At 57.3% G+C, this 22,533-nt stretch carries 18 protein-coding genes; 7 read left to right on the forward strand and 11 right to left on the reverse strand.

The features are described from left to right. Nucleotides 1–14: 14 nt before the first annotated feature. The 5 genes from ACSHXH_RS03490 to cysQ all read right to left on the reverse strand — a co-directional run bounded on the left by ACSHXH_RS03490 (nucleotide 15) and on the right by cysQ (nucleotide 5,246). Nucleotides 15–1,232 carry a glycosyltransferase gene (locus ACSHXH_RS03490; protein WP_435670375.1) on the reverse strand — a complete coding sequence of 406 codons (1,218 nt, stop codon included), beginning with the start codon at nucleotides 1,230–1,232 and terminating at the stop codon, nucleotides 15–17. After that, nucleotides 1,213–2,193 (reverse strand): UDP-glucose 4-epimerase GalE, encoded by a 981-nt coding sequence (galE, locus tag ACSHXH_RS03495; RefSeq protein ID WP_435670376.1) that lies wholly within the window; start codon nucleotides 2,191–2,193, stop codon nucleotides 1,213–1,215. The genes ACSHXH_RS03490 and galE overlap by 20 nt, the downstream gene beginning before the upstream one ends. Nucleotides 2,194–2,196: 3 nt before the next feature. After that, nucleotides 2,197–3,087 (reverse strand): UTP--glucose-1-phosphate uridylyltransferase GalU, encoded by an 891-nt coding sequence (galU, locus tag ACSHXH_RS03500; RefSeq protein WP_435670377.1) that lies wholly within the window; start codon nucleotides 3,085–3,087, stop codon nucleotides 2,197–2,199. Between the two features lie 115 nt (nucleotides 3,088–3,202). Further along, a complete protein-coding gene (locus tag ACSHXH_RS03505) occupies nucleotides 3,203–4,435 on the reverse strand; it encodes a glycosyltransferase family 2 protein (protein WP_435670378.1) in 1,233 nt (410 codons plus the stop codon). A 7-nt stretch (nucleotides 4,436–4,442) separates the two neighbouring features. Then, nucleotides 4,443–5,246 (reverse strand): 3'(2'),5'-bisphosphate nucleotidase CysQ, encoded by an 804-nt coding sequence (gene cysQ / locus ACSHXH_RS03510; RefSeq protein WP_435670379.1) that lies wholly within the window; start codon nucleotides 5,244–5,246, stop codon nucleotides 4,443–4,445. 119 nt (nucleotides 5,247–5,365) lie between these two features. Between cysQ and ACSHXH_RS03515 the strand changes: the two genes are divergently transcribed. Further along, complete coding sequence (locus tag ACSHXH_RS03515; protein WP_435670380.1) at nucleotides 5,366–6,196, forward strand: ABC transporter permease; 831 nt, start codon at nucleotides 5,366–5,368, stop codon at nucleotides 6,194–6,196. Here ACSHXH_RS03515 and ACSHXH_RS03520 read toward each other — a convergent pair whose 3' ends face one another. After that, nucleotides 6,197–6,799 (reverse strand): alpha-ketoglutarate-dependent dioxygenase AlkB family protein, encoded by a 603-nt coding sequence (locus ACSHXH_RS03520; RefSeq protein ID WP_435670381.1) that lies wholly within the window; start codon nucleotides 6,797–6,799, stop codon nucleotides 6,197–6,199. Between the two features lie 208 nt (nucleotides 6,800–7,007). Between ACSHXH_RS03520 and dnaK the strand changes: the two genes are divergently transcribed. The 3 genes from dnaK (at nucleotide 7,008) to radC (ending at nucleotide 11,047) form a co-directional block, all read left to right on the forward strand. Further along, nucleotides 7,008–8,927, forward strand: coding sequence for a molecular chaperone DnaK (gene dnaK, locus ACSHXH_RS03525; protein WP_435670382.1), 1,920 nt, complete (start codon nucleotides 7,008–7,010; stop codon nucleotides 8,925–8,927). Between the two features lie 77 nt (nucleotides 8,928–9,004). Further along, entirely contained in the window at nucleotides 9,005–10,159 is a 1,155-nt protein-coding gene (gene dnaJ / locus ACSHXH_RS03530; protein WP_435670383.1) for a molecular chaperone DnaJ, read from the forward strand. Between the two features lie 111 nt (nucleotides 10,160–10,270). Next, a complete protein-coding gene (radC, locus tag ACSHXH_RS03535) occupies nucleotides 10,271–11,047 on the forward strand; it encodes a RadC family protein (RefSeq protein ID WP_435670384.1) in 777 nt (258 codons plus the stop codon). A gap of 8 nt (nucleotides 11,048–11,055) precedes the next feature. Here radC and ACSHXH_RS03540 read toward each other — a convergent pair whose 3' ends face one another. The 3 genes from ACSHXH_RS03540 to secA form a co-directional block, all read right to left on the reverse strand. Next, nucleotides 11,056–12,615, reverse strand: a complete 1,560-nt coding sequence (locus ACSHXH_RS03540) for a substrate-binding domain-containing protein (RefSeq protein WP_435670385.1) — start codon at nucleotides 12,613–12,615, stop codon at nucleotides 11,056–11,058. 24 nt (nucleotides 12,616–12,639) lie between these two features. Next, nucleotides 12,640–13,599, reverse strand: coding sequence for a translocase (locus ACSHXH_RS03545; protein WP_435670386.1), 960 nt, complete (start codon nucleotides 13,597–13,599; stop codon nucleotides 12,640–12,642). Nucleotides 13,600–13,705: 106 nt separating this feature from the next. Next, entirely contained in the window at nucleotides 13,706–16,420 is a 2,715-nt protein-coding gene (gene secA / locus ACSHXH_RS03550) for a preprotein translocase subunit SecA (RefSeq protein WP_435670387.1), read from the reverse strand. Between the two features lie 175 nt (nucleotides 16,421–16,595). On the opposite strand from secA, the gene ACSHXH_RS03555 reads away from it, so the two are divergent. From ACSHXH_RS03555 to mutT, 3 genes are read left to right on the forward strand one after another with little or no spacing between them, the layout of a single operon-like run. After that, entirely contained in the window at nucleotides 16,596–17,447 is an 852-nt protein-coding gene (locus tag ACSHXH_RS03555) for a peptidylprolyl isomerase (protein ID WP_435670388.1), read from the forward strand. Nucleotides 17,448–17,450: 3 nt separating this feature from the next. Beyond that, a complete protein-coding gene (gene argJ, locus ACSHXH_RS03560; protein WP_435670389.1) occupies nucleotides 17,451–18,680 on the forward strand; it encodes a bifunctional glutamate N-acetyltransferase/amino-acid acetyltransferase ArgJ in 1,230 nt (409 codons plus the stop codon). Next, nucleotides 18,677–19,075: an 8-oxo-dGTP diphosphatase MutT gene (gene mutT / locus ACSHXH_RS03565; protein ID WP_435670390.1), complete on the forward strand. Its 399-nt coding sequence runs from the start codon at nucleotides 18,677–18,679 to the stop codon at nucleotides 19,073–19,075. The genes argJ and mutT overlap by 4 nt, the downstream gene beginning before the upstream one ends. Nucleotides 19,076–19,386: 311 nt before the next feature. On the opposite strand, the gene infB is transcribed toward mutT, so the two are convergent. Beyond that, nucleotides 19,387–21,873 carry a translation initiation factor IF-2 gene (infB, locus tag ACSHXH_RS03570; protein WP_435670391.1) on the reverse strand — a complete coding sequence of 829 codons (2,487 nt, stop codon included), beginning with the start codon at nucleotides 21,871–21,873 and terminating at the stop codon, nucleotides 19,387–19,389. Further along, on the reverse strand, nucleotides 21,870–22,517 hold the full coding sequence (locus ACSHXH_RS03575; RefSeq protein WP_435670392.1) for an RNA-binding protein: 648 nt from the start codon (nucleotides 22,515–22,517) through the stop codon (nucleotides 21,870–21,872). Before ACSHXH_RS03575 ends, infB begins: the two co-directional genes overlap by 4 nt. Between the last annotated feature and the right edge of the window lie 16 nt (nucleotides 22,518–22,533).

The following is a 22,533-nucleotide window of genomic DNA, read 5'->3' on the forward strand; positions in this document are numbered from 1 at the left end:
GTGCCGCGTGGGTATCAAATTTCGGTAAACAGCTTGTTGAAATGTTTCTGCCATGTCGGGGCCTTGAAAGGCTCCGCTTTAGTTTGCTCACCGCTTTGTGCCCAACGTCTTTGCGTCAGTTGCCCAATTATTGTGTTCCAAGCGTAGCAATCTGATTCGTCTGCGTAAATAGGGTATTCACCCAACAGCTCTTTGAAGACGGGTAAAGGGTTGCAGATGAGCGGCACTCCAAGCTGCGCAGCCTCTAATGCGGGGTACCCAAAGCCTTCGGCGATGCTTGGAAACAGCAATCCGCAGCTGTTGTCCAAAAGCGCCCACATCGCTGCGTCTTCCAGCGATGACAGCTCGTGCACGTTGGGCGGCGCTTTATCGAGGCGCGCAAACACATCGTCATTCAGCCATCCCCGACGCCCGCACAGGATCAGATGTGGATCGTCTGGCCCAGAAAACATGTCCCAGACATCCAGCAGAAAACCGATATTCTTGCGCGGCTCCAACGTACCAATGGCCATGACATAGGGTTTGCCGTCCCACGGACCGGTGGGGGCCGTTCCGAACTGCATCTCTGGAAGGCCTGGCAGAATGACCTTAACAGTATCCTCAGACAGATGACGGGCATGTTTCAACACATGAGATTTTGTGTTGTGAGAATTGCACAACACCAGATTGGCATGGCGATCCACGCGGTCAAAGAACCGACCAAAGGCGAGGCGGGATTTCTGGGTTTGCATCTTGGGCCAGTCCAGAGGGATCGTGTCATGGACATACACCACGATGCGTAGGTCCGCGCAGGCGCGCAAGGCATGCACTATCTGGTCGTTGAAATTGGCCTGCCCAATGTTGAAATACACCGCGCCGCGCGGCATGTGGCTTTCCAGCATCTTGGTCAGACGGGACGGGATAGACCAATCCCGCGCTATCTTGCGCAGCCCGCTTTCGGTCTTGCTCCGGTCTGGATCATTTTTCTGAGATAGCTTCGACAGCAAGTCAGCTTTATCCCAGATTGGCTGATCACAATGGGATTGCAGCGCAGCGCAGCCCTGCTTGTCGAGGAGCAGATATCCCAGCTTGGTTCGGACCAATCCAAAAAGTGGGGCAGGGTCCGCTATCAGCTGGTTGAGATAGGCGCGTTCGATCCGGTCAATTCCGGTTGGGCGCATACCGGCACGGCGGACCGTGCGGGTCACATCCAGCAGATGCGCAGAGGCCGGGCTATTTGCGATAATCTGCAACTTGATGCCACCGCCATGCGTCTTCAATCATCTGTGGCATCGTCGATTTTTCGGGACGCCAGTTCAGTTCGTCTGCGGCTCGGACGGACCCCGATACCAGCTTGACTGCATCGCCTGCGCGCCTCTCACCAAGGGTTGTCGGAACATCTCTGTTCGTGACGCGGCGGGCCGAGTCGATCACCTCGCGGACGGAAAAGCCCGATCCGGTGCCAAGGTTGAAGACGCGGTTGCCTTTGCCGTCCATCAACCAACCCAGCCCAAGGATATGTGCATCCACCAGATCAGAGACATGCACATAATCCCGGATACAGGTGCCGTCCTTGGTGGGATAGTCACTGCCATAGATTGTCACGCCGTCGCGAATACCGGCCACAGCATCCAGCACGATGGGGATCAGATGTGTTTCAGGGCGGTGAAATTCGCCCACCTCTGCGTCGGGGTCGGCACCGGCGACGTTGAAGTATCGGAAAATCACATGGCGCAGGCCATGCGTGACCCCGAAATCATGCAGGATACGCTCTACCGCCAATTTCGACGCGCCATACGCGTTCAGCGGGTCTTGCACCGTGTTTTCGTCAAGAACGACGTTGTCCTGGTCGCCATAGGTGGCGCAGGTCGAGGAGAATACGATATCAAGACAGCCATGCTCTACCGCCGCTTCGATCAGGTTGAGCGACCCCAAAACATTGTTGCGCCAGTAAAGCCCGGGATTGCTCATGGCTTCGTCCACCCGGCTGAGCGCGGCAAAGTGCAGGATCGCTTTGGGGCGGTATTCTTCAAACGCACGGTTGATCGCAGCGCGGTCGGTCAGATCGCCTTCGACAAATGGACCAAACCGGACGGCATCGCGCCATCCGGTTGAAAAATTGTCAAAGGTGATGGGCGTGAACCCGGCACGGGCCAGTGCCTTGCAAGCGTGAGAGCCGATATAGCCCCCACCGCCGGTAACAAGGATATTCATGTTTTACTCTGCCGCGTTTTCGATCTGCATAACGGAATCAAGGAAACTGCGCAGATCATCTTTCAGATCGTCGCGGGCCAGTCCAAAGGCCACGGTCGCCTGAAGAAACCCGGCTTTCGATCCGCAATCGAACCGCTGGCCCCGGAAGCGGTAGCCATAGACGCCCGTGCCGTCGATTTCCTGCGCGATGGCATCGGTCAGCTGGATCTCACCACCGGCCCCGGTCTTGAGCTTGTTGAGGTTCTTAAGAACCTTGGGATCGAGGATGTAGCGTCCGATCACGGCAAGGTTCGATGGCGCGTCTTCGACCTTGGGCTTTTCGACCATGCCTTTGACCGACACCATGGACCCCATGTCTTGGTCAACATCGAGGATGCCGTAGCTTGATGTTTTGGCGCGGGGCACTTCCATTGCCGCGACCATGTTGCCGCCGGTTTCTTCATAGGCTTCGACCATCTGCTGCAAGCAGGGCTTTTCCGCCGAGATCACATCGTCCGGCAGCATCACGGCAAAGGGTTCGTTCCCGATCAGACGGCGGGCGCACCAGACGGCATGTCCAAGGCCAAGCGCCTTGTGCTGGCGCATATAGGCAATCGCCCCGCTGTCCATATTGGTGGATTTCAGGTCTTCGAGGATATCCATTTTGCCTTTGCGGCGCAGTTCTTGTTCAAGGATCGGGGATTCGTCAAAATAATCCTCAAGCGCGCTTTTCCCACGCGAGGTGATAAAGATGAATTCCTTGATCCCGGCAGCGCGAGCTTCGTCGATCGCGTATTGCACCAGCGGACGATCCACGAGTGTCATGATTTCTTTGGGGACAGACTTTGTTGCAGGCAGAAAGCGTGTTCCAAGCCCGGCAACGGGGAAAACGGCCTTTGTAACTTTCCTACGCATCGTGCTGCTCCTTCTTTTGTCGCGTCTTACTGCGCGTCATTGATTATGCCACATTAATGGCTTTTGATGTATGACATAACTGCGGAATTAATGCGGTCATTTGTCGAAATTTTGTCTAAAGCCGCGTTAACGGACAGTTTTTTGCGCGTATTCCATCCAGTCTCACCAGAGTTTTGTGGATACGCTCTGATTGAGTGCTTTTTTGGAACAAAGGCTCTGTTCGAACCTCGCGGCCAAAGATGCCTCCGGTGTGGTGCCAATATCCAGCGTCAGTATAGGCCACCCGGTGAAACCGGGCGCTGCGGTCATAGTCAAAAACGGTCACCCTGTGTCCGTCCTGCACCAAATCGCGGGCCTTTGCCAAAATGTCCGGCCTGTTGGACGGGCCAACGACAAGCCATACGTCATTCGTGTGGGTTGGGCGGTCTGACACCTCGCGCTGGTCGTGTGTGACCAGGTGCCGGTGCGTTTGTGGCGGGCGTTGCAGCCCAGCCGCGTAGCCCTTGGCCAGTTCTTTGATCAACTCATTTGCTCGATCCGGTGGCAGGGTTCCACGCACCATATGCCGAAGAATCCAATTCCGGCGCTCAGTCAAGAACGCAGCACGCATGGTATCGGCATCGGCGCAATGCGTCTTATGAAATACCGCAGCAGACGCTGCGATTTCAAAGACACTTCTCGGTGTGCGCGCATCGTCTCGATATTGGCTTGGACCGCTGGCATGGTGCACCACGGCCTTGGGAACAAAGAGGGTTTTCCCGGCCTGCTGTGCAATGCGAAAGCTCAGATCGGTCTCGTCGAGGTAAAACGCATACCGTTCATCAAATCCGCCATGTTCCAATATCGTGGCGCGTCGGATCGCCATGTTCGTACCGTGCAGACGCGGGTAAAGGCCTTGTTCTGGGGTGATCTCGACAGGCTCATGGCCAGTGTGTGCCACCGGCGCCGATTGCCCCGATGATCCGACCCTTGCCGCACCGTGCTGCACGGTAATGCCATTGCGCCCAAGCGTTGTGCCTCCGGCTTGTGCGACCAGCGGGTCTTCAAACCCATGCGCGAGGTGCCAAAGCCATGTAGGTTCAGGCACGGCGTCATCATCAATAAATGCCACAACATCGCCCGAGGCGTCGGCGACGCCGATATTGCGCGCGGCCGAGATATTGGCAGTGTCAAACGGAATGATCTGGTTGACGGCCATATTCCGCGCCACCCCTGCACCGTCAGGGCAGGCGACGACAGTGATTTCAAACCTTGGGTAGTCCAGTTGGCCAATGGCCCGCAGGCAGCGCTTTAACCAGATCGGTCTATTGTGGCTTACAACAACGACACTGATCGAAAGTGGCACCATTGCGAGGTCACACCGTGGTCAGGTCAATACCCGGCGCGGTTGCGACAAAAAACGGATTGGCAAATGTCGGCTTGCCATAGGTCAACGTTTGCAGATTATCCAACCGTAAAACCTGCCCACCTGCACCGGTCAGTACTGCGTGACCTGCGGCTGTATCCCATTCCATCGTGCGTCCAAGCCGGGGGTAAAAATCTGCCTCGCCGGTGGCCACAAGACAGAACTTGAGCGACGATCCCGCGCTCTTGCTATCCTTGACCGCATAGCGGTTGATATAGTCATCGGTTGCCTGATCGCGGTGTGATTTCGATGCCACCACCATCAGCGCGTCCGTGTCCGGCGTCGACACATGAATTGGGGTTGTTGCGCCAATGGTGTCCTTGGCAAAATCGCCGGTCTCTTCAACGCTTTGGCCGGTTGCATCGGTGTAAAACAAACGGTCTTTGGCGGGCGCATAGACAACGCCGCGCGTTGGTACACCGTCTTCGACAAGCGCGATATTGACGGTGAAATCGCCGCGCCGGTGAATGAATTCCTTGGTGCCATCCAACGGATCAACAATCAGGAAATCGCGTGCGGTCAATTTATGCGTGTCGGCCTGTTCTTCGGTGATCAACGCCAGTTCTGGAAATGCCGCGCGCAGCCCTGCCGAGATCAGCGCATCGGCGGCTTCATCTGCCGCTGTCACCGGGCTGTCATCCGATTTTGCGCGCACGTTGAAATCATCGGCATGGTAGATTTCCATAATCTTATCGCCCGCTTGGAGCGCAAGACGGCGCATGGCGTGCATCAGTGCATCATAGTTTATGGCCATCTGTCCTCACGTCGATTGATTTAAAAACGCGCCTCTCTTATCATCTGCTTAAGAAATGTCCGCAACAACAGTCAGGCAAACTGGCGAAAAAACGCGGGCTGAGGCAAAGGCGAGCAACAATGTTTCAGAAAACGGCTCCGATGAACCGGGCGGCTTCGGCTGTGAATATTGCCGAACTCATCTATCACAACACGGTCCGTGCGATCCGAAAGACGCATGGCAACGCGTTCATGTCCATTGCGATGAGCGTGTTTCAATCACTTATGTTCGTGCTCTTCTTCTATGCGATGTTCACGATCATGGGCATCAAGGGCATGGCCCTACGTGGTGATTTCGTGATCTTCCTGCTTACCGGGATTTTCATGTTCATGACCCACAACAAGGCGGTTGGCGCTGTCCTGGGAAGCGAGGGACCCTCCAGTCCGATGATGCAGCACGCGCCGATGAACACGTTTATCTCGATCGCGGCGGGCATGCTTTCGACGCTCTACATCCAGATGCTCGCGGTGTTCTTTATCCTGTTTGTCTATGACGTGGCCATGAATCCCAATGTGCTCAAGGAAATCGTTGATCCGGTGCCGGTCATGGGCATGCTGCTTTTGTCGTGGTTCTCGGGCGGTGCTGTGGGCCTCGTGTTCTTGGCGATGAAGCCGTGGTTTCCCGGCCTGACCGGAACGCTGTCCACGCTTTATAAACGGGCCAACATGATTGCCTCGGGCAAGATGTTTGTCGCAAATTCCCTGCCGTCCTTCATGATTGCCATGTTTGACTGGAATCCGCTGTTTCACACGATTGATCAGGCGCGTGGTTTTGCGTTCATCAATTACGTGCCGCGCAACAGCAATTGGGAATACGTGATGTACCTGTCGCTGACATTGGTGATGATCGGCCTTATGGGCGAATTTTACACCCGCAGGCATGTGTCCGCATCGTGGTTCGCGCGTCGCTGATCAGGTCACAACCCGCAGCGTCAGATTGATCCGTCCGCCTTTGGGTAGCAGGGTCGCGCTTTGCGCGCGCACCCGGTCGATCCCGTGATGGGTGGTCCGCGCAGCGCCGGCCATCACAACCACATCCCCGGACCGAAGCCAGACCGACTCGGTTTTGCCGCCGCGCGTCTGGTTGCCCATCCGAAACAGCGCTTCATCCCCAAGGGATACGGACACCACCGGTTGTGACAAATCGGCCTCGTCTTTGTCCTGATGCATGCCCATCTTGGCGGTCGCGTCATACCAGTTGATCAGGCAGCATTCCGGTGACCGGGCGTCTGGCACCAGATCGTGCCACATGTTTATCAGCATATCCGGGATTGCAGGCCATGGCTGTCCCGAAGGGTGCACCGGTTCATAGCGGTACCCCGCCCTGTCGCTGACCCAACCGAACTGCCCAGCCGCGCTCATCCGCACCGACATGGGGGTGCCGCGCGGCGTGACAGGCCGCACAAGCGGTGCCTGGACAAGGCATGCGCGCAATAGATCGACCAGCCGCCGTTGATCGACTCCCGTGAAATATCCCAAATGTATGTCGAAGTCGCGGACGCGCAAAACAGCCATGTCGCAAGAATAAGTGCTTCAAACTGGAAACACATACCGAATTTTCAGAAATTCACGGTACCTGCGGCGCTTGCAGGCGTCTTGATGCCTCCTTATATACCCACCGGACCCGCTGACGGGTAACGTCAGTGGATTGAAATGCGGGGCGGGATGCCGGAATGGGTCATCGTCTCGTGACATCGCCTTAAGATATGAAGGGATCGAAAACATGGCCAAAGTGATTGGTATTGACCTCGGTACAACCAACAGCTGCGTCGCGATCATGGATGGATCGCAACCGCGCGTGATTGAAAATGCCGAAGGCGCACGGACAACCCCGTCCATCGTGGCATTCACCGACGACGAACGCCTCGTCGGCCAGCCTGCAAAGCGTCAGGCTGTCACCAACCCCGAAAACACTGTCTTTGGCGTGAAGCGTCTGATCGGTCGTCGGAACGACGATCCGGATCTGGCCAAGGACCGCAAGAACATGCCGTTTGAAGTGATTGATGGCGGCAATGGCGACGCATGGGTGCAAGCAAAGGGCGACAAATATTCGCCCTCGCAAATCTCGGCTGTCATCCTGCAAAAGATGAAAGAAACCGCCGAATCGTACCTTGGCGAAGAAGTGACGCAAGCGGTCATCACCGTGCCTGCGTATTTCAACGACGCACAGCGCCAGGCGACCAAGGATGCGGGCAAGATTGCCGGCCTCGAAGTGCTGCGGATCATCAACGAGCCGACAGCCGCGGCGTTGGCCTATGGCCTCGACAAAAAAGAAGCCCGCACCATCGCGGTTTATGACCTTGGCGGTGGCACATTTGACGTGACCATCCTTGAAATCGACGATGGTCTGTTCGAAGTGAAATCCACCAACGGTGACACGTTCCTGGGTGGCGAAGACTTTGACATGCGGATTGTCAACTTCCTTGCTGACCAGTTCAAAAAGGACAATGGCGTCGATCTGACCAAAGATAAGATGGCGCTTCAGCGTCTTAAGGAAGCGGCGGAAAAGGCCAAGATCGAACTCAGCTCGTCGAGCCAAACCGAGATCAACCAGCCGTTCATCTCGATGGACGGGAAAACCGGACAGCCGCTGCACCTTGTTATGAAGCTGACTCGCGCCAAGCTGGAAAGCCTTGTGGGTGATCTTATCAAGGCATCAATGAAGCCCTGTGCTGCCGCGTTGAAAGACGCCGGTCTAAGCACGTCCGACATTGACGAAGTCGTGCTGGTTGGCGGTATGACCCGTATGCCCCGCGTTGTTGAAGAAGTGACCAAGTTCTTCGGCAAAGAGCCCCACAAGGGTGTGAACCCGGACGAAGTTGTGGCGCTGGGTGCTGCGATTCAGGCAGGTGTTCTGCAAGGTGACGTGAAGGACGTTGTCCTGCTCGACGTGACGCCGCTGTCGCTGGGTATCGAAACGCTGGGCGGTGTGTTCACACGCTTGATCGACCGCAACACCACGATCCCGACCAAGAAGTCGCAGATTTTCTCGACAGCCGAAGACAACCAGAACGCTGTGACGATCCGGGTGTTCCAGGGCGAACGTGAAATGGCGGCTGACAACAAGATGCTTGGTCAGTTCAACCTCGAAGACATCCCACCCGCACCGCGCGGCATGCCGCAGATCGAAGTGACGTTCGACATCGACGCCAATGGCATCGTGTCCGTGTCGGCCAAGGACAAAGGAACCGGCAAGACGCAGAACATCACCATCCAGGCATCGGGTGGCCTGTCGGATGAGGACATCGAAAAGATGGTCCAAGACGCAGAAGCCAACGCCGAGGCGGACAAGGACCGCCGCGAAATGGTCGAAGCTCGCAACCAGGCCGAAAGCCTCATTCACTCGACCGAAAAGTCGGTGGAAGAACACGGAGACAAGGTCGATCCGACCACAGTTGAAGTGATCGAATTGGCCATTGCGGCGCTCAAGGACGATTTGGAGGATGAAAAATCCACAGCCGACAAGATCAAGTCGGGCATTCAGAACGTGACCGAAGCGGCCATGAAACTGGGCGAAGCGATCTACAAGAACCAAGCTGAGGATGGCGACGCGGAACCCGCAGCAGCCGACCGTGGCGGTGACAACGATGACAGCATCGTCGATGCCGATTTCGAAGATCTCGACGACAACAAGCGCGCCTGACGCTTGTTGGGCGGAACTGAAATGGGGCCGGACCGGACACCGGGCCGGCCTCTTTCGTTCCGGCAAAGGAGGGCATGATGTCCAAACGTGACTATTACGATGTGCTCGGCATCAAAAAAGGCGCCGCTGCTGACGAAATCAAGAAAGCCTATCGCACCAAAGCGAAAGAGCTGCATCCAGATCGCAACGCAGACAACCCCAAGGCCGAAGACCAATTCAAAGAAGCGAACGAAGCCTACGAGGTTCTCAAGGACGCGGACAAGAAAGCCGCGTATGACCGCTACGGCCATGCCGCGTTTGAGGGTGGCATGGGCGGCGGCGGTGGGCGTCCCAGTGGGTTCGGCGGCGGGCAGGGCGATTTTGCCAGTGCGTTCTCGGACGTGTTTGACGACCTGTTTGGTGACATGATGGGCGGCGGGCGCGGTGGCGGTGGACGCCAACGTGCCTCGCGTGGGGCTGACCTGCGGTACAACCTGCGCGTGACGCTCGAAGACGCCTATGCCGGCATCCAGAAGACCATTCAGGTACCGACTTCTGTTCAATGTGGGTCTTGCACGGGTTCGGGTGCGGAAGGCGGGGCTGAGCCGACAACCTGCCCGACCTGCTCCGGCATGGGCAAAGTCCGCGCGACACAGGGATTCTTTACCGTTGAACGCACCTGTCCAACCTGTTCGGGTCTGGGCCAGACGATCAAGAACCCGTGCAAGGAATGTTCTGGTGCGGGGCGTGTCCACAAGGAACGCGCGCTGTCCGTCAACATTCCCAAAGGGGTCGAAACCGGGACTCGTATCCGGCTTGCCGGCGAAGGCGAAGCAGGCCTGCGCGGTGGGCCTCCGGGCGATCTTTATATCTTCATCGAGGTGGCGCAGCATGAACTGTTTGAACGCGACGGTGTGCATCTGCATTGCCGTGTGCCCGTTTCGATGATCGTGGCCGCGCTGGGAGGCAATATCGAAGTGCCCACGATCGACGGTGGCCGCAGCCGCGTTGCCATTCCCAATGGCAGCCAATCTGGCCGTCAGATGCGCCTGCGTGCCAAAGGCATGCCTGCGCTGCGCGGGGCTGGACAGGGGGATATGTTTATCGAACTGGCTGTGGAAACACCGGTCAACCTCACGTCAAGACAGAAAGACCTGCTGCGCGAATTCGAAGACCTCAGTGAAGATAACAACCCGGAATCAAAGAGCTTTTTCAAGTCTGTAAAGGGCTTTTGGGATTCCATGAAAGGCTGATGGCATGTTGGCCCCGGACATGTTCCGGGGCCGCTTTTCAGCATCAATTACTATGCTGAAAATGCAACTCTGTTAGTGTTTCTTTAAGAGCTTCGGGTCCATCGTAATGGCATGGTGCGCTCTCGTTCTTCACAACCCTCTTTGTTCGAAACTGCCGCGCTTGCCCCGACGCTGCCGTTGGCAGAACCTGTCGTGCCACCATCCCGTGCCAAGCAACCGTCCTACATCGGGGGGCATCGCAAACGCCTGCGCAACCGCTTCCTTGTCGGCGGTGCAGAGCCGCTGCCTGATTATGAGCTGCTGGAACTGGTGCTGTTTCGATCCCTGAAAAATGGCGATGTCAAACCTATCGCGCACCGGCTTATCAAAACTTTTGGTGATTTTAATCGTGTAGTATCGGCCCCCATCGAACGCCTGAAAGAGGTGGATGGTATTGGCCCTGAAGTCGCGCTTGACCTCAAACTGATAGAGGCGGCAACCCACCGAATGTCGCAAGGCAAAGTCCTTAAACGGCCCGTCCTCTCAAGCTGGAACGCCCTGCTTGACTATTGCCGCGTGACAATGGCTCACCGTGAAACTGAACAGTTTCGCATCCTCTTTCTTGACCGCAAGAACGTGCTGATTGCTGATGAAATGCAGTCCAAGGGCACGGTTGATCATGTTCCTGTCTACCCACGCGAGGTGATCAAACGCGCGCTAGACCTCAACGCCAGTGCGGTGATCCTTGTGCACAACCACCCTTCGGGTGACCCAACGCCCTCAACTGCGGATATCGACATGACGGAACAAATCTCTCGCGCCTGCGATGCGGTTGGCATTGTCGTACATGACCATCTCATCATCGGAAAATCCAAGGAGGTAAGCTTTAAATCCGAGGGCCATCTTTAAGCTGATACCTACCGCACCCAAACTTCGACCCGGCGGTTCACCTGACGTCCCCAACTGGTGTCGTCGCAGGCCATTGGCATAGCCTCACCAAACGCGTCGGTCGATAGACGCACCTGAGACAGGTTTGATACCTCGACGGCTGCCTCAATCGCCTGTTTAACCGCCTGTGCGCGTTGTTGCGCGATGCGCAGATTGCCGTCCGCTGGGCCTTCGCCATCTGAAAACCCGACAAACACCAAGAGCCGCCCGTCATACACCCCCGCCTCAATCGCTTGCGCCAGTTGCTGTACGTTGGACCGCGATTGCGCGTCCAACCGCGCTGCGCCTGCTTCGAAGCGGAACGACGTTGACAACCGCCGTAGTGGGTTCAACGTGGTAACCATCTGCTTGAGCGTAGCCAGTCCGTCATCCCCTTCGGCCACGCGAATCGCATTGGCGAACCGGTCACCCTGTGCGTTGATCGCAATTTCCTCGGGCGCCTGATCGACAAAACCTGCCCGCCGCGTGATGATTTGCGCAGGCCCTGTCCGGGTATAAGCCAAGAAATCGCGTGCAAGTTTGGGCAGACGCCGCGCGGGAATGTAAAGAAACATCGGTGCAGTCAGAGGATAATCCTCGGTTTTGATGGTCAATCGGTTCGCACGAAGCTGAAACCCGCAGGGGCCACTCAGGGCAAGTGGTTTGCTGTTGCCGATCTCGGAATAGCTGGCCACCCCGATGGCAAGTTGATCATCTGCCACGGCCTGCGCCAGCGCGGGATTCGTCGCATGCCGGATCACGTCTTCAATCAGCGGCACACCTGCCTGTTTCATCACCCGGTCGTCTACCGCCTGCGCGATTCCGGATTGAACGTCCCGCATATGGATCGAAATCGGGGCATCCGCGCCGCCCAACGTGCGCCAATTGTCGATCTCGCCGGACAGGACGCGGGCCAAATCTGACACTGACAGGGATGACACGGGGTTGGTCGGTGACACGATCACCGTCATCGCATCCAGCGCTAGAACTCGGCTGCGATTCACGTCGTCCAACTGTCCCAAACCGACCTCAGCCGCGAGATCGAGTTCACCGGGGCGGATTTCGCGCAGCGCCATCACAAGGTCTGCCTCATCGGCCAACAGATCGGCAAAGCCTTCGTCGGTGCTTGATACGCGAAACTGAAACCGGGCAACTGGCGGCGCGCCATCTGCTGGCGCCAAGACGTATTCGAAATGCGTCTCGTCCGTGTTGACCCGTTTGGCTTTGAGACCGTTTTGCAAAGCAAACCCTTCAACAAGCGCGGGCATCAGCACGTCACCCACTGTTGAAGAGCCTGAGATCGAAAGCTCTGCCACGAAATCGGTCAAAGACGGGCATCCCGGCCCTTCGCAGAGAACACCAGACCCATCGACCGTGAGTTCGCCGTATTGTGTTTCGACCCTGTAGAATTCGCCATCAAAGCCCAGCAACGTGCCTGACAACTCGATAGCCCCGTCGCGCGACCGCAGGGTCACGTCATCCGCCGTTGCCGAAGCCGCGGTGATCGAAAGGAAAAGTGCGGCCCAAAGTGCCGCACAGACATAGTTCATGAAAAGCGCCTTTGATCCGCCCGCTTATTTTGCGGCGATTGTCAGGTCTTCGACAAGATTTTTCAACAGCAAGAAGTCACCCACGGCGTCGCATCCCGGTACGTCAACGGTCAGTTCGCGTGACATCAGCGCGTTGCCATTGCGAAGTTCAAGCGTTTGCGCCTCGACGCTGGTGTCGCAATTAGAAGCGAGGATCTCTGTCTCGACAGTCAAGGCCACGGTGCCGGACCGGTCGGTCATCCCGGTTGGAAAGGTGTAGACCTCTGCGAAAAGTGACTCTGGCGCATCCACCGCACCCAGTTTTGTCAGAAACCCGCCGGTGCCCGTTGCGGCGCGGGTTGGGTCCGATGCCGCGCCTTGCCAGATGTGGCCTTCGGTAAAGTAATCGGCGTCAAATTCGCGGGCATGCAATTGCAGGCCAGCATTTCCACGCCATTGCAGGATAACCCGGTCGTAGAATGGAACCGAGGTGACCTGTGTCGTGGCGACACCCCCCGTGCCATCAAGAAATGACGCAATCACCAGCGCATCTTCCGTCAAGGCGGGCATGTCTACTGAAAGGGTACCATCGGGTTGCATCGTTTCGGTAAACATCAGCCCACTATGGTGAAATGTGACCCGTTCGCTTCCGTGGCAGGGTGCGTTCAAGGCCACGTTCATCATGGCACCAGCAATCGGGGTCGCCGTCATGTCTACATCGCAGGCAAACCCGCCGCCCTGCGGTGTTGCGGGAATACCAATGCTGGGCATGTCGATCTGTGCCGAAGCTGCACTGACCACAGCGTCGGGGAGCGCTACCTGAACCGGAACATCCATAGGTATGGCAGTGCGTGGGGCAGATGACACCGTCTGCACGTCAGACACGATCATGGGCTGTTCTGCGATGTCCCCGTCGACTGGCGGCCAGGATTGCATGACAGCACCGATTGCAATCGCGCTCACAATCGTGATGGCGGCAACGCGGACAGTAAATTTGCGGTCCATGGAAGGCTCCCGGTACATGTGCTGCACCGGGAGAGATGCCAGATAAATTTGGTGCGCCTAGGGCACAGGTTTGGTCACTTTGCGTCGGCTTTGTGACATGGACGGCCTAGGTGAGCCGTCCGTGACAATGTTTGAACTTCTTGCCGGATCCGCAGGGGCAGGGATCGTTCCGGCCGGGGTTGCCCCATGTTGTTGGATCAGCTTCCACGAACCCTTCAATCGCGTCTTCGAACGTCGGCGCCGTTTCGGACCCATCTTGGGGTTTTGCCGCCTCGACTGTGCGCGCCATTGCCGCTTGCTGTGCCGCGAGTTGTTGCAGCATCGCTTTTTGTTCGTCTTCGCTCATCGGGCGCACCTGACCAAGCTGTTTGGTCACGTCCTCGCGCAGGCTGTCCAGCATTGACTCAAACAACTGGAACGCCTCGGATTTATATTCGTTCAGCGGATCGCGTTGGGCGTAGCCGCGGAATCCAACAACCGACCGCAGGTGCTCCAACGTGAGCAGGTGCTCACGCCACTTACCGTCAATTGTCTGAAGCAGAACTTGCTTTTCGATCTGGCGCATCGTGTCCTGGCCAAACGCTTCTGCCTTTTTCGCCATTACATCATCTGACAGCTCTTCGAGTCGTTCGCGGATAACCTCGGCATCGACACCTTCTTCATCGCCCCATTCGACCACGGGGGCCTCTGTGCCGACCAATTCCTTGACCGCGTCCTGAAGTCCCTGCGTGTCCCATTGGTCGGCATAGGTTTTGGGCGGGACGTAGGTGTCCACCAGATCGTCAATCACCTGATGGCGCATATCCCGCGCCACTTCGGCCAGATCCTGCGCTTCCATGATCTCGCGGCGCTGGCTGAAAATCACCTTGCGCTGGTCGTTCATCACATCGTCGAACTTGAGCAATTGCTTGCGGATGTCAAAGTTGCGGCCTTCGACTTTGGCTTGCGCGCGTTCCAGTGATTTGTTGACCCACGGGTGAATGATCGCTTCGCCTTCTTTCATGCCCAGGGTGGACAGCACTTTGTCCAGACGCTCGGACCCGAAAATGCGCATCAGGTCGTCATCCAGCGACAAAAAGAACGATGATCGCCCCGGATCGCCCTGACGGCCAGATCGGCCCCGCAACTGGTTGTCGATGCGGCGGCTTTCATGGCGTTCGGTGGCGAGAACAAACAGGCCACCTGCGGCTTTGACAGCCTCTTCGTCTGTATCATGCGCTGCCTGAATGGTCTTGCGCAGTTCTTCGGGGTCGGCATCCGGGTCAGCGGCGATGGCCTGCATCACCTGCATGTCCATGTTGCCCCCAAGTTTGATGTCGGTGCCGCGACCGGCCATGTTGGTCGCAATGGTGATCGCGCCCAGTTTGCCCGCATCGCCAACGATCTGCGCTTCCTGTTCATGCTGGCGCGCGTTCAAAACGTTGTGCGGGAGCGCTGCATCACTAAGAAGCTTGCTCAGCATTTCGGACTTTTCGATCGAGGTGGTGCCCACCAGAACGGGTTGACCCTTGGTGTGGGCCTCTTTGATTTCCTTGACGACAGCGTCGTATTTTTCCTGCGCAGTGCGATAGACCCGGTCATCTTCGTCAATTCGCGCAATCTGGCGATTGGTCGGCACTTCGACGACACCCAGCCCGTAAATCTCGGCAAACTCGGCAGCTTCGGTGGCAGCCGTGCCGGTCATGCCGGACAGCTTTTCGTAAAGGCGGAAATAATTCTGGAAGGTGACAGAGGCCAGAGTGACGTTCTCTGGTTTGATGTCACAGCCTTCTTTGGCTTCGATGGCCTGGTGAAGTCCTTCTGACAAGCGCCGCCCGGCCATCATGCGTCCGGTGAATTCGTCGATCAGCACAACCTCGTCATCACGGACGATGTAATCTTTGTCACGCTGGTACAGCTTATGCGCCCGCAAGCCTTGGTTCACATGGTGGATCAAGGTCGTGCTTTCGGGATCGTACAGCGATTGATCCTCGGGAAGCTGCCCCAACTCGTGCAACGTTTGTTCAAGGAACTCGTTGCCATCATCCGTGAACGTGACATTCCGCGTCTTTTCATCAAGCGTGAAGTGTTCTTCCGTCAGCAGCGGAATGATCTTGTCGATGGAGACATACATTTCGCTGCGATCTTGCGCCGGACCAGAGATGATCAGCGGCGTGCGCGCTTCATCTACGAGGATCGAATCCACCTCGTCCACGATCGCAAAGAAATGGTCGCGCTGATACATCTGGCTCAGCTCGGATTTCATGTTGTCGCGCAAATAGTCGAAGCCAAGTTCGTTGTTCGTCGCATAGGTGATGTCACAGGCATAGGCCGCCTGCTTTTCCACATCTGGCTGGCGCGGATAAACAACGCCGGTGGTCAGGCCAAGCGCGCCAAAGACGTTGCTCATCCATTCGCCATCGCGGCGCACAAGATAATCGTTCACCGTCACGATATGCACACCGCGCCCCGTAAGCGCGTTCAGATAGGCCGGAAAGGTTGCAACAAGGGTCTTGCCCTCGCCGGTCTTCATTTCCGAGATATTGCCCTGATGCAGGAAAATTCCGCCCATCAGCTGCACATCAAAGGCCCGCAGCCCCAACGCACGCTTTGCCGCTTCGCGGCAATTGGCAAACGCCTCGGGCAGAAGTGCATCGAGCGTTTCACTATTGGCGAACCGCGCTTTGAACTCGGCCGTTTTCTCGATCAACTGCGCGTCGCTCAGTTTTTCGAACTCCGCTTCCAGTGCGTTGATCTTTTCGATCAGCGGGCGCGTCGCCTTGACTTTGCGGTCGTTCGGAGTTCCGAACACCTTGCGCGCGACTTTACCTAATCCCAGCATGCACTCACTTTCAGCTTTGACATCTTCGTGTGCGGCATCTGCTTGCCCGCCTCGCACACAGCCCATATGTCACAGGGGAACGACTGGCTTAACAACGCCTGAAGGCGATGTAAGGTCAGGGAAATACACTGTCAATGTCGCCACGCCGTTGCGGGGGGCTCTGAAAGGATCAAACATGACAAATCTCATCACGAAAGTGTCTGCTGGCGCGTTCGCCCTGTTGCTGGCGCTGCCGGCTCTGGCACAAGACACGCTGACAGCGGACTCGGTGGTGGCCAACGTCAACGGCACTGAGATCACGCTGGGCCACATGCTTATGGTGCGCGCGTCCCTGCCGGACCAGTACCAGTCGCTTCCGGATGATGTGCTTTGGGATGGCATCATGGATCAAATCGTTCAACAAACCGTCCTAAGCCAGCTTGAAACCGGAGAAGAAAGCCGCCGCGTCCAGCTTGCGCTCGAAAACGAACGCCGCGCGCTTTTGGCTGCACAGGCCATTGAGGGCTTGGTGGACGAGGCCGTCACCGATGACGCAATCCAGGCTCTTTACGAAGAAACCTATCTTCAGGGCGAACCGACGGAAGAATTCAACGCCTCGCATATCCTTGTCACCACTGAAGAAGAGGCCGCAGCCGTTGTCGAAGAAATCAACGGCGGTGCAGACTTTGCCGAGGTCGCCCGCGAGAAATCAACCGGCCCATCCGGCCCCAACGGTGGCCAGCTGGGATGGTTCGGAGCTGGCATGATGGTGCCGGAATTCCAAAGCGCCGTTGAGGCGATGGAGGTCGGTGCGATCTCTGCTCCGGTCCAGACGCAGTTTGGCTGGCACGTCATCATCCTGAATGAAAAGCGCAACAAGGCAGCCCCCGAACTGGACGCGATCCGCGCCGAGCTGGAAAGCGTTCTGAGCCAAAACGCGGTGACTGGAAAAATCGAAGAATTGACCACGGCCGCCGAGATTTCGCGCACCTCTGGTGAAGAGGTGGATACATCGGTTCTCAGCAATCTCGACCTCTTGGAGGAGTAAATCTTGGCCAAGATCACATCGGTTTCCCCACTGGCTCCGACCAGTTTTCCGGATCTGCCCGTCATCAAGGGTGCCCGGTTCGCCACCGCTGCGGCGGGTGTCAAATATGCCGGGCGCACCGATGTGATGCTGGCCCTGCTTGACCCCGGATCATGCGTGGCGGGCGCGTTCACCAAATCGGCGACGCGCTCTGCCAACGTGTTGGATTGCCAATCGAAAATTCACTTGTCTGGTGAAACGGGTGCGGCGATCATCGTCAATTCTGGCAACTCTAACGCTTTTACAGGGCGGGCTGGGGATGCGTCGGTCAAGGCCATCTGTGACGAGGTTGCCCACGTGACGGGCCTTCCGGCTTCGCGCGTTTTCACAAGTTCGACCGGCGTCATCGGCGAACGCCTTCCGCATGACCGTATTCAGGCCAAAGTCCAGGAATTGCACGAGACGCTGGACGATAGCGGCCTGCCTGCTGCCGCCAAGGCGATCATGACCACCGATACATTTGCCAAGGGGGCGACCGTCACTGTTGAGCTCCCCCGCGGCCCGATCAAAATCGCGGGCATCGCCAAAGGCTCGGGCATGATCGCGCCGGATATGGCAACAATGCTGGTCTATATCTTTACCGACGCCAAGATCGCGCAGGGCGATTTGCAAGCGGTTGTGTTGGACCTCAATGAAAAGACCTTCAACTGCATCACAGTGGACAGCGACACCTCCACCTCTGATACGCTGTTGGTTGCGGCCACTGGCACATCCGGCGTGTCTGTCACGGCCAAAGACGCCGCGTTCCGCGACGGGCTGCACCACGTGATGCAAGACCTCGCGCATCAGGTTGTCCGCGACGGGGAAGGCGCCACAAAATTTGTTGAAATCACTGTCACCGGCGCGCTCAGCGATGGGGATGCCAAAACCCACGCCATGGCCATCGCCAATTCGCCGTTGGTGAAAACCGCTATCGCGGGCGAAGATCCCAACTGGGGGCGTGTAGTTATGGCCATTGGGAAATCAGGCGCACCCGCTGACCGCGACACGCTCAGTATTGCGTTCGGCGACGTCAAAGTCGCGTCGAACGGGTGGGTTGATCCTGGCTACCGAGAAGAAGAGGGCGCGGCAATCATGAAGGAACAGACCATCGCAATAACCGTTGATCTGGGCATGGGCACAGGCACATCCACCGTGTGGACCTGTGATCTGACCCATGGCTATATTTCGATCAACGCGGATTATCGTTCGTGAAGATCGTCCTGGTGTCGGCTGTTGCGCTGATCGACCCGGATGGGCGCATCCTGTTGGCGCAACGCCCCGAAGGCAAGTCCATGGCCGGTCTGTGGGAATTCCCCGGTGGCAAAGTTGAACCCGACGAGACCCCTGAACAGGCCCTCATCCGCGAGTTGCAGGAAGAGCTTGGGATTGACACTTGGGAAAGCTGCCTTGCGCCGCTGACCTTTGCATCGCACAGCTATGACAGCTTTCACCTTTTGATGCCGCTCTTTGCCTGCCGAAAATGGAAAGGCACCCCCGAATCAAAAGAAGGGCAAGCGCTCAAATGGGTGCGGGCAAATCAGCTTAAAGAGTATCCAATGCCTGCTGCTGATATTCCATTGATCCCAATTTTGCGCGATTGGCTGTGAAAATGCGCTTTTGCGCACATCTCTGTGTGCAACAGGCGCTTTTCTTCTGGCAATGAATTTGGCAACATTTTAACAAAGTTGTGTCACAACTTGGGGGAGATATGATGTGTTGAAGACAATCATTATTGGAAGCTGCATGTCTGTGCAGGGTATTCTCGAACGCACTTTGCCGGACGGGCGCATTTGTGTGCGAGTTGGAAACCGTATTTTTACCGGCTTACCGGTGTTGAAGACGGCCTGACTTAACAGTTAGTTGAAAGAAAAAGGGCAGCGGTGACGCTGCCCTTTTCTGTTTGATGGTGAACCGCAGCTCAGGCGAGTGCGCGTTCAACTTCCTCACGCTCGAAGATCTCGATGACATCGCCCTGACGAACATCATCGTAATTCTCGAAGGCCATGCCGCATTCCTGACCAGACTGCACTTCGGACACTTCATCCTTGAAGCGCTTGAGCGTCTTGAGCGTACCTTCGTGGATCACCACGTTGTCACGCAACAGACGCACACCGGCGCTGCGACGGGCAACACCTTCGGTGACCAGACAGCCTGCAACCTTGCCGACGTTGGATACTTTGAAGACGTCCTTGATCGCGGCATACCCGATGAAGGTTTCCTTGATCTCGGCGCTCAGCAGACCCGATGCAGCGGCTTTCACGTCATCCACAAGGTCATAGATCACGCTGTAATAGCGAATCTCGACGCCCTTCTGGTTAGCCGTGTTCCGGGCAGACGCATTGGCCCGCACGTTAAAACCAATGACGGGCGCGCCAGACGCCTCGGCAAGGCCGATATCGGTTTCGGTGATCGCACCCACGCCCGAATGCAGAACCCGCACGCGCACTTCGTCGTTGCCGATCTTTTCCATCGCCTGAACGATGGCTTCGGCAGACCCCTGTACGTCGGCTTTTACAAGAATCGGAAGCTCTGAAACGCTTTCGTCCTCTTTGGCCTTTTGCATCAGCTGTTCGAGTGTTGTTGCCGCACCTGCCGCCGCGCGCTTTTCTTTGGCGACGTTGGCGCGGTATTCCGCGATCTCGCGCGCCTGCGCTTCGGTTTCGGTGACATTCAGAACGTCACCCGCTTCGGGCGTTCCGTTCAGACCAAGTACCTCAACCGGGACCGACGGTCCGGCTTCTTTGACGCGTTCGCCCTTGTCGTTGATCAGCGCACGGACCTTACCGTACTGCTCACCGACCACAAAGATATCGCCTTGACGCAATGTGCCGTTCTGGATCAGAACCGTCGCCACAGGGCCACGACCCACGTCCAGCTGTGCTTCGATCACCGCACCCTGGGCTGCACGATCCGGGTTGGCCTTAAGCTCCAGAATCTCGGCCTGAAGCGCAATCGCCTCAAGCAGTTCAGGCAAGCCCTGACCAGATTTCGCCGAAACTTCGACATCCTGAACATCACCGGACATCTGTTCCACCACGACTTCGTGCTGGAGGAGGTCGGTGCGCACCTTGGTCGGGTTCGCGCTGGGTTTGTCGATCTTGTTGATCGCCACGATCATCGGCACCTTCGCCGCTTTCGCATGGTTGATCGCTTCGATTGTCTGCGGCATCACAGCGTCATCCGCCGCAACCACCAGCACCACGATGTCCGTCACCTGTGCCCCACGAGAGCGCATCGACGTAAACGCTGCGTGGCCGGGTGTGTCGAGGAACGACAGAACTGCGCCGTCCTTCGTGGTCACCTGATAGGCACCAATATGCTGCGTGATGCCGCCAGCTTCGCCAGAGGTCACATTCGCATCGCGGATCGCATCCAACAGGGATGTCTTGCCGTGGTCAACATGGCCCATGATCGTGATGACCGGAGGACGCGGTTTCAGGTCAGCGGGATTGTCGACGATTTCGTTGATAACGTCTTCCACATCCGCGTCGGACACGCGTGTGACCTTGTGGCCGAACTCTTCGATGATGAGTTCGGCAGTGTCCGCATCAATCGACTGGTTCTGCGTTGCCATGATCCCGCTGTTCATTAGCGATTTCACAACGTCTCCCACGCGCTCTGCCATACGGTTGGCAAGTTCGGCCACCGTGATCGCTTCGGGAAGCCTGACCTCGCGGACAACCTTTTCGCGCGGCTGATTGCCGCCCATGGCTTTCTGACGCGCCCGCTCTTGCTTGCGCTTCATTGCGGCCATGGATTTCTGACGACCGCCTTCGCCACCAAGTGCCTGGTTCAGCGTCAGCTTGCCTGAACGACGTTCAGAATCGTCGGTTTTCCGACGACCACGATCTTCGCGTTCACGGTCAACCTTGCGCGGTGCGGCTTGCGATGGCTTTGGGCCACCCGCAGGTTGACGCGCAACAGGCGTCTCGACCGGACCAGCAGCCGCTTGCTTTGCGGCATCGGCGGCTTTCTGTGCCTTGCGCTCTTCGTCTTCGGCCTTCTGACGTGCGCGATCCTCGGCCTCGCGCTGTTCGCGCTCCTTGGCCTCTTTCTCGGCACGCATGCGGTCGCGTTCTTCTGTACGGGCCTTTTCCTCGGCCTCACGCTGGGCAGCTTCTTCGCCTTCCCGCGCTTTGGCAGCCTGAAGCGCCCTTAGGCGGCGTTCCATTTCTGCATCGGATATACCAGCCGGGCGTTTGCTCCCGGCGGCCGCAACCACTGCGCTGGCGGTTGCGCCAGAACCAGTTTGGGATGGACCGGGTTTCGGCACCACAACGCGTTTGCGCTTGGTCTCCACCACGACGTTCTTGGTACGCCCGTGGCTGAAGCTCTGCTTTACGTTCCCTGACCGGGGACCGCCGCCGCGCAAACCCAAAGTCTTTTTGCCGTCGTTATCGCTCATTTAGCTCTTTTTTCCTTCCCAGCAGCCCCTGCCGCTGTCTTTGCATCAGACGTTCCGATGCGAAAGCCCTTCAATCTTTGGGCTTCCTCTACAACACGTTGCGTGAGTCCACCAGCGCCAAGCGCGGCATGTATCACAGTTTGTCGCCCGAAGGCCATTCCAAGCTCATCTGCCGTAAGCCAACCAATGTAATGGCCGAAATGCGGCGTGCTGAGTTTCGATTTTCCGCGGCTTGATCCGTCTTCCGCCTGCAAAAGCACTTCGGCGATTTCCTTGGAAAGCGCGTCTTTGACCTTTTCATAGCCCGAAACGGCAACGCCGGATTTTCGGCTGAGGCTTATCAGATCGACTACACGGCGCGCAAGCTGCTGTTCAATATCGCTGACAAGCGTTTCAGAGATGCGCAGCTGTGTTTTTGCAGCCCGCACGAACATATTCTTCTTGATGGCAGCTTCCAGGGCGGCGCGCGTGCATGTCACCCAGATGCCCCGACCCGGCAGTTTTTCTGCAAGATCGGGTGCCAGTTGGTCTTCGGGGCCCACGACAAAGCGGAGCAGTTCGGATTTCGGGCGCACCTCTCCTGTCGCAATGCACTTGCGATCGGGTCCGCTTTCCCGGTCCTTGTCTTTTCCGCCACGTGTCACGTGTGTCTGTGCCTCT

Source organism: Marivita sp. (genome assembly GCF_051251565.1).
GTDB lineage: Bacteria > Pseudomonadota > Alphaproteobacteria > Rhodobacterales > Rhodobacteraceae > Marivita.

Excerpts from the sequence above, each read along its gene's own strand:
- ACSHXH_RS03545 (WP_435670386.1), bottom strand. The coding sequence starts at position 13,599 with ATGGACCGCAAATTTACTGTCCGCGTTGCCGCCATCACGATTGTGAGC.
- infB (WP_435670391.1), bottom strand. The coding sequence starts at position 21,873 with ATGAGCGATAACGACGGCAAAAAGACTTTGGGTTTGCGCGGCGGCGGT.
- cysQ (WP_435670379.1), bottom strand. The coding sequence starts at position 5,246 with ATGGCCATAAACTATGATGCACTGATGCACGCCATGCGCCGTCTTGCG.
- ACSHXH_RS03540 (WP_435670385.1), bottom strand. The coding sequence starts at position 12,615 with ATGAACTATGTCTGTGCGGCACTTTGGGCCGCACTTTTCCTTTCGATC.
- ACSHXH_RS03520 (WP_435670381.1), bottom strand. The coding sequence starts at position 6,799 with ATGGCTGTTTTGCGCGTCCGCGACTTCGACATACATTTGGGATATTTC.
- ACSHXH_RS03505 (WP_435670378.1), bottom strand. The coding sequence starts at position 4,435 with ATGGTGCCACTTTCGATCAGTGTCGTTGTTGTAAGCCACAATAGACCG.
- galE (WP_435670376.1), bottom strand. The coding sequence starts at position 2,193 with ATGAATATCCTTGTTACCGGCGGTGGGGGCTATATCGGCTCTCACGCT.
- dnaJ (WP_435670383.1), top strand. The coding sequence starts at position 9,005 with ATGTCCAAACGTGACTATTACGATGTGCTCGGCATCAAAAAAGGCGCC.
- secA (WP_435670387.1), bottom strand. The coding sequence starts at position 16,420 with ATGCTGGGATTAGGTAAAGTCGCGCGCAAGGTGTTCGGAACTCCGAAC.
- ACSHXH_RS03555 (WP_435670388.1), top strand. The coding sequence starts at position 16,596 with ATGACAAATCTCATCACGAAAGTGTCTGCTGGCGCGTTCGCCCTGTTG.
- galU (WP_435670377.1), bottom strand. The coding sequence starts at position 3,087 with ATGCGTAGGAAAGTTACAAAGGCCGTTTTCCCCGTTGCCGGGCTTGGA.
- dnaK (WP_435670382.1), top strand. The coding sequence starts at position 7,008 with ATGGCCAAAGTGATTGGTATTGACCTCGGTACAACCAACAGCTGCGTC.
- radC (WP_435670384.1), top strand. The coding sequence starts at position 10,271 with ATGGTGCGCTCTCGTTCTTCACAACCCTCTTTGTTCGAAACTGCCGCG.
- ACSHXH_RS03515 (WP_435670380.1), top strand. The coding sequence starts at position 5,366 with ATGTTTCAGAAAACGGCTCCGATGAACCGGGCGGCTTCGGCTGTGAAT.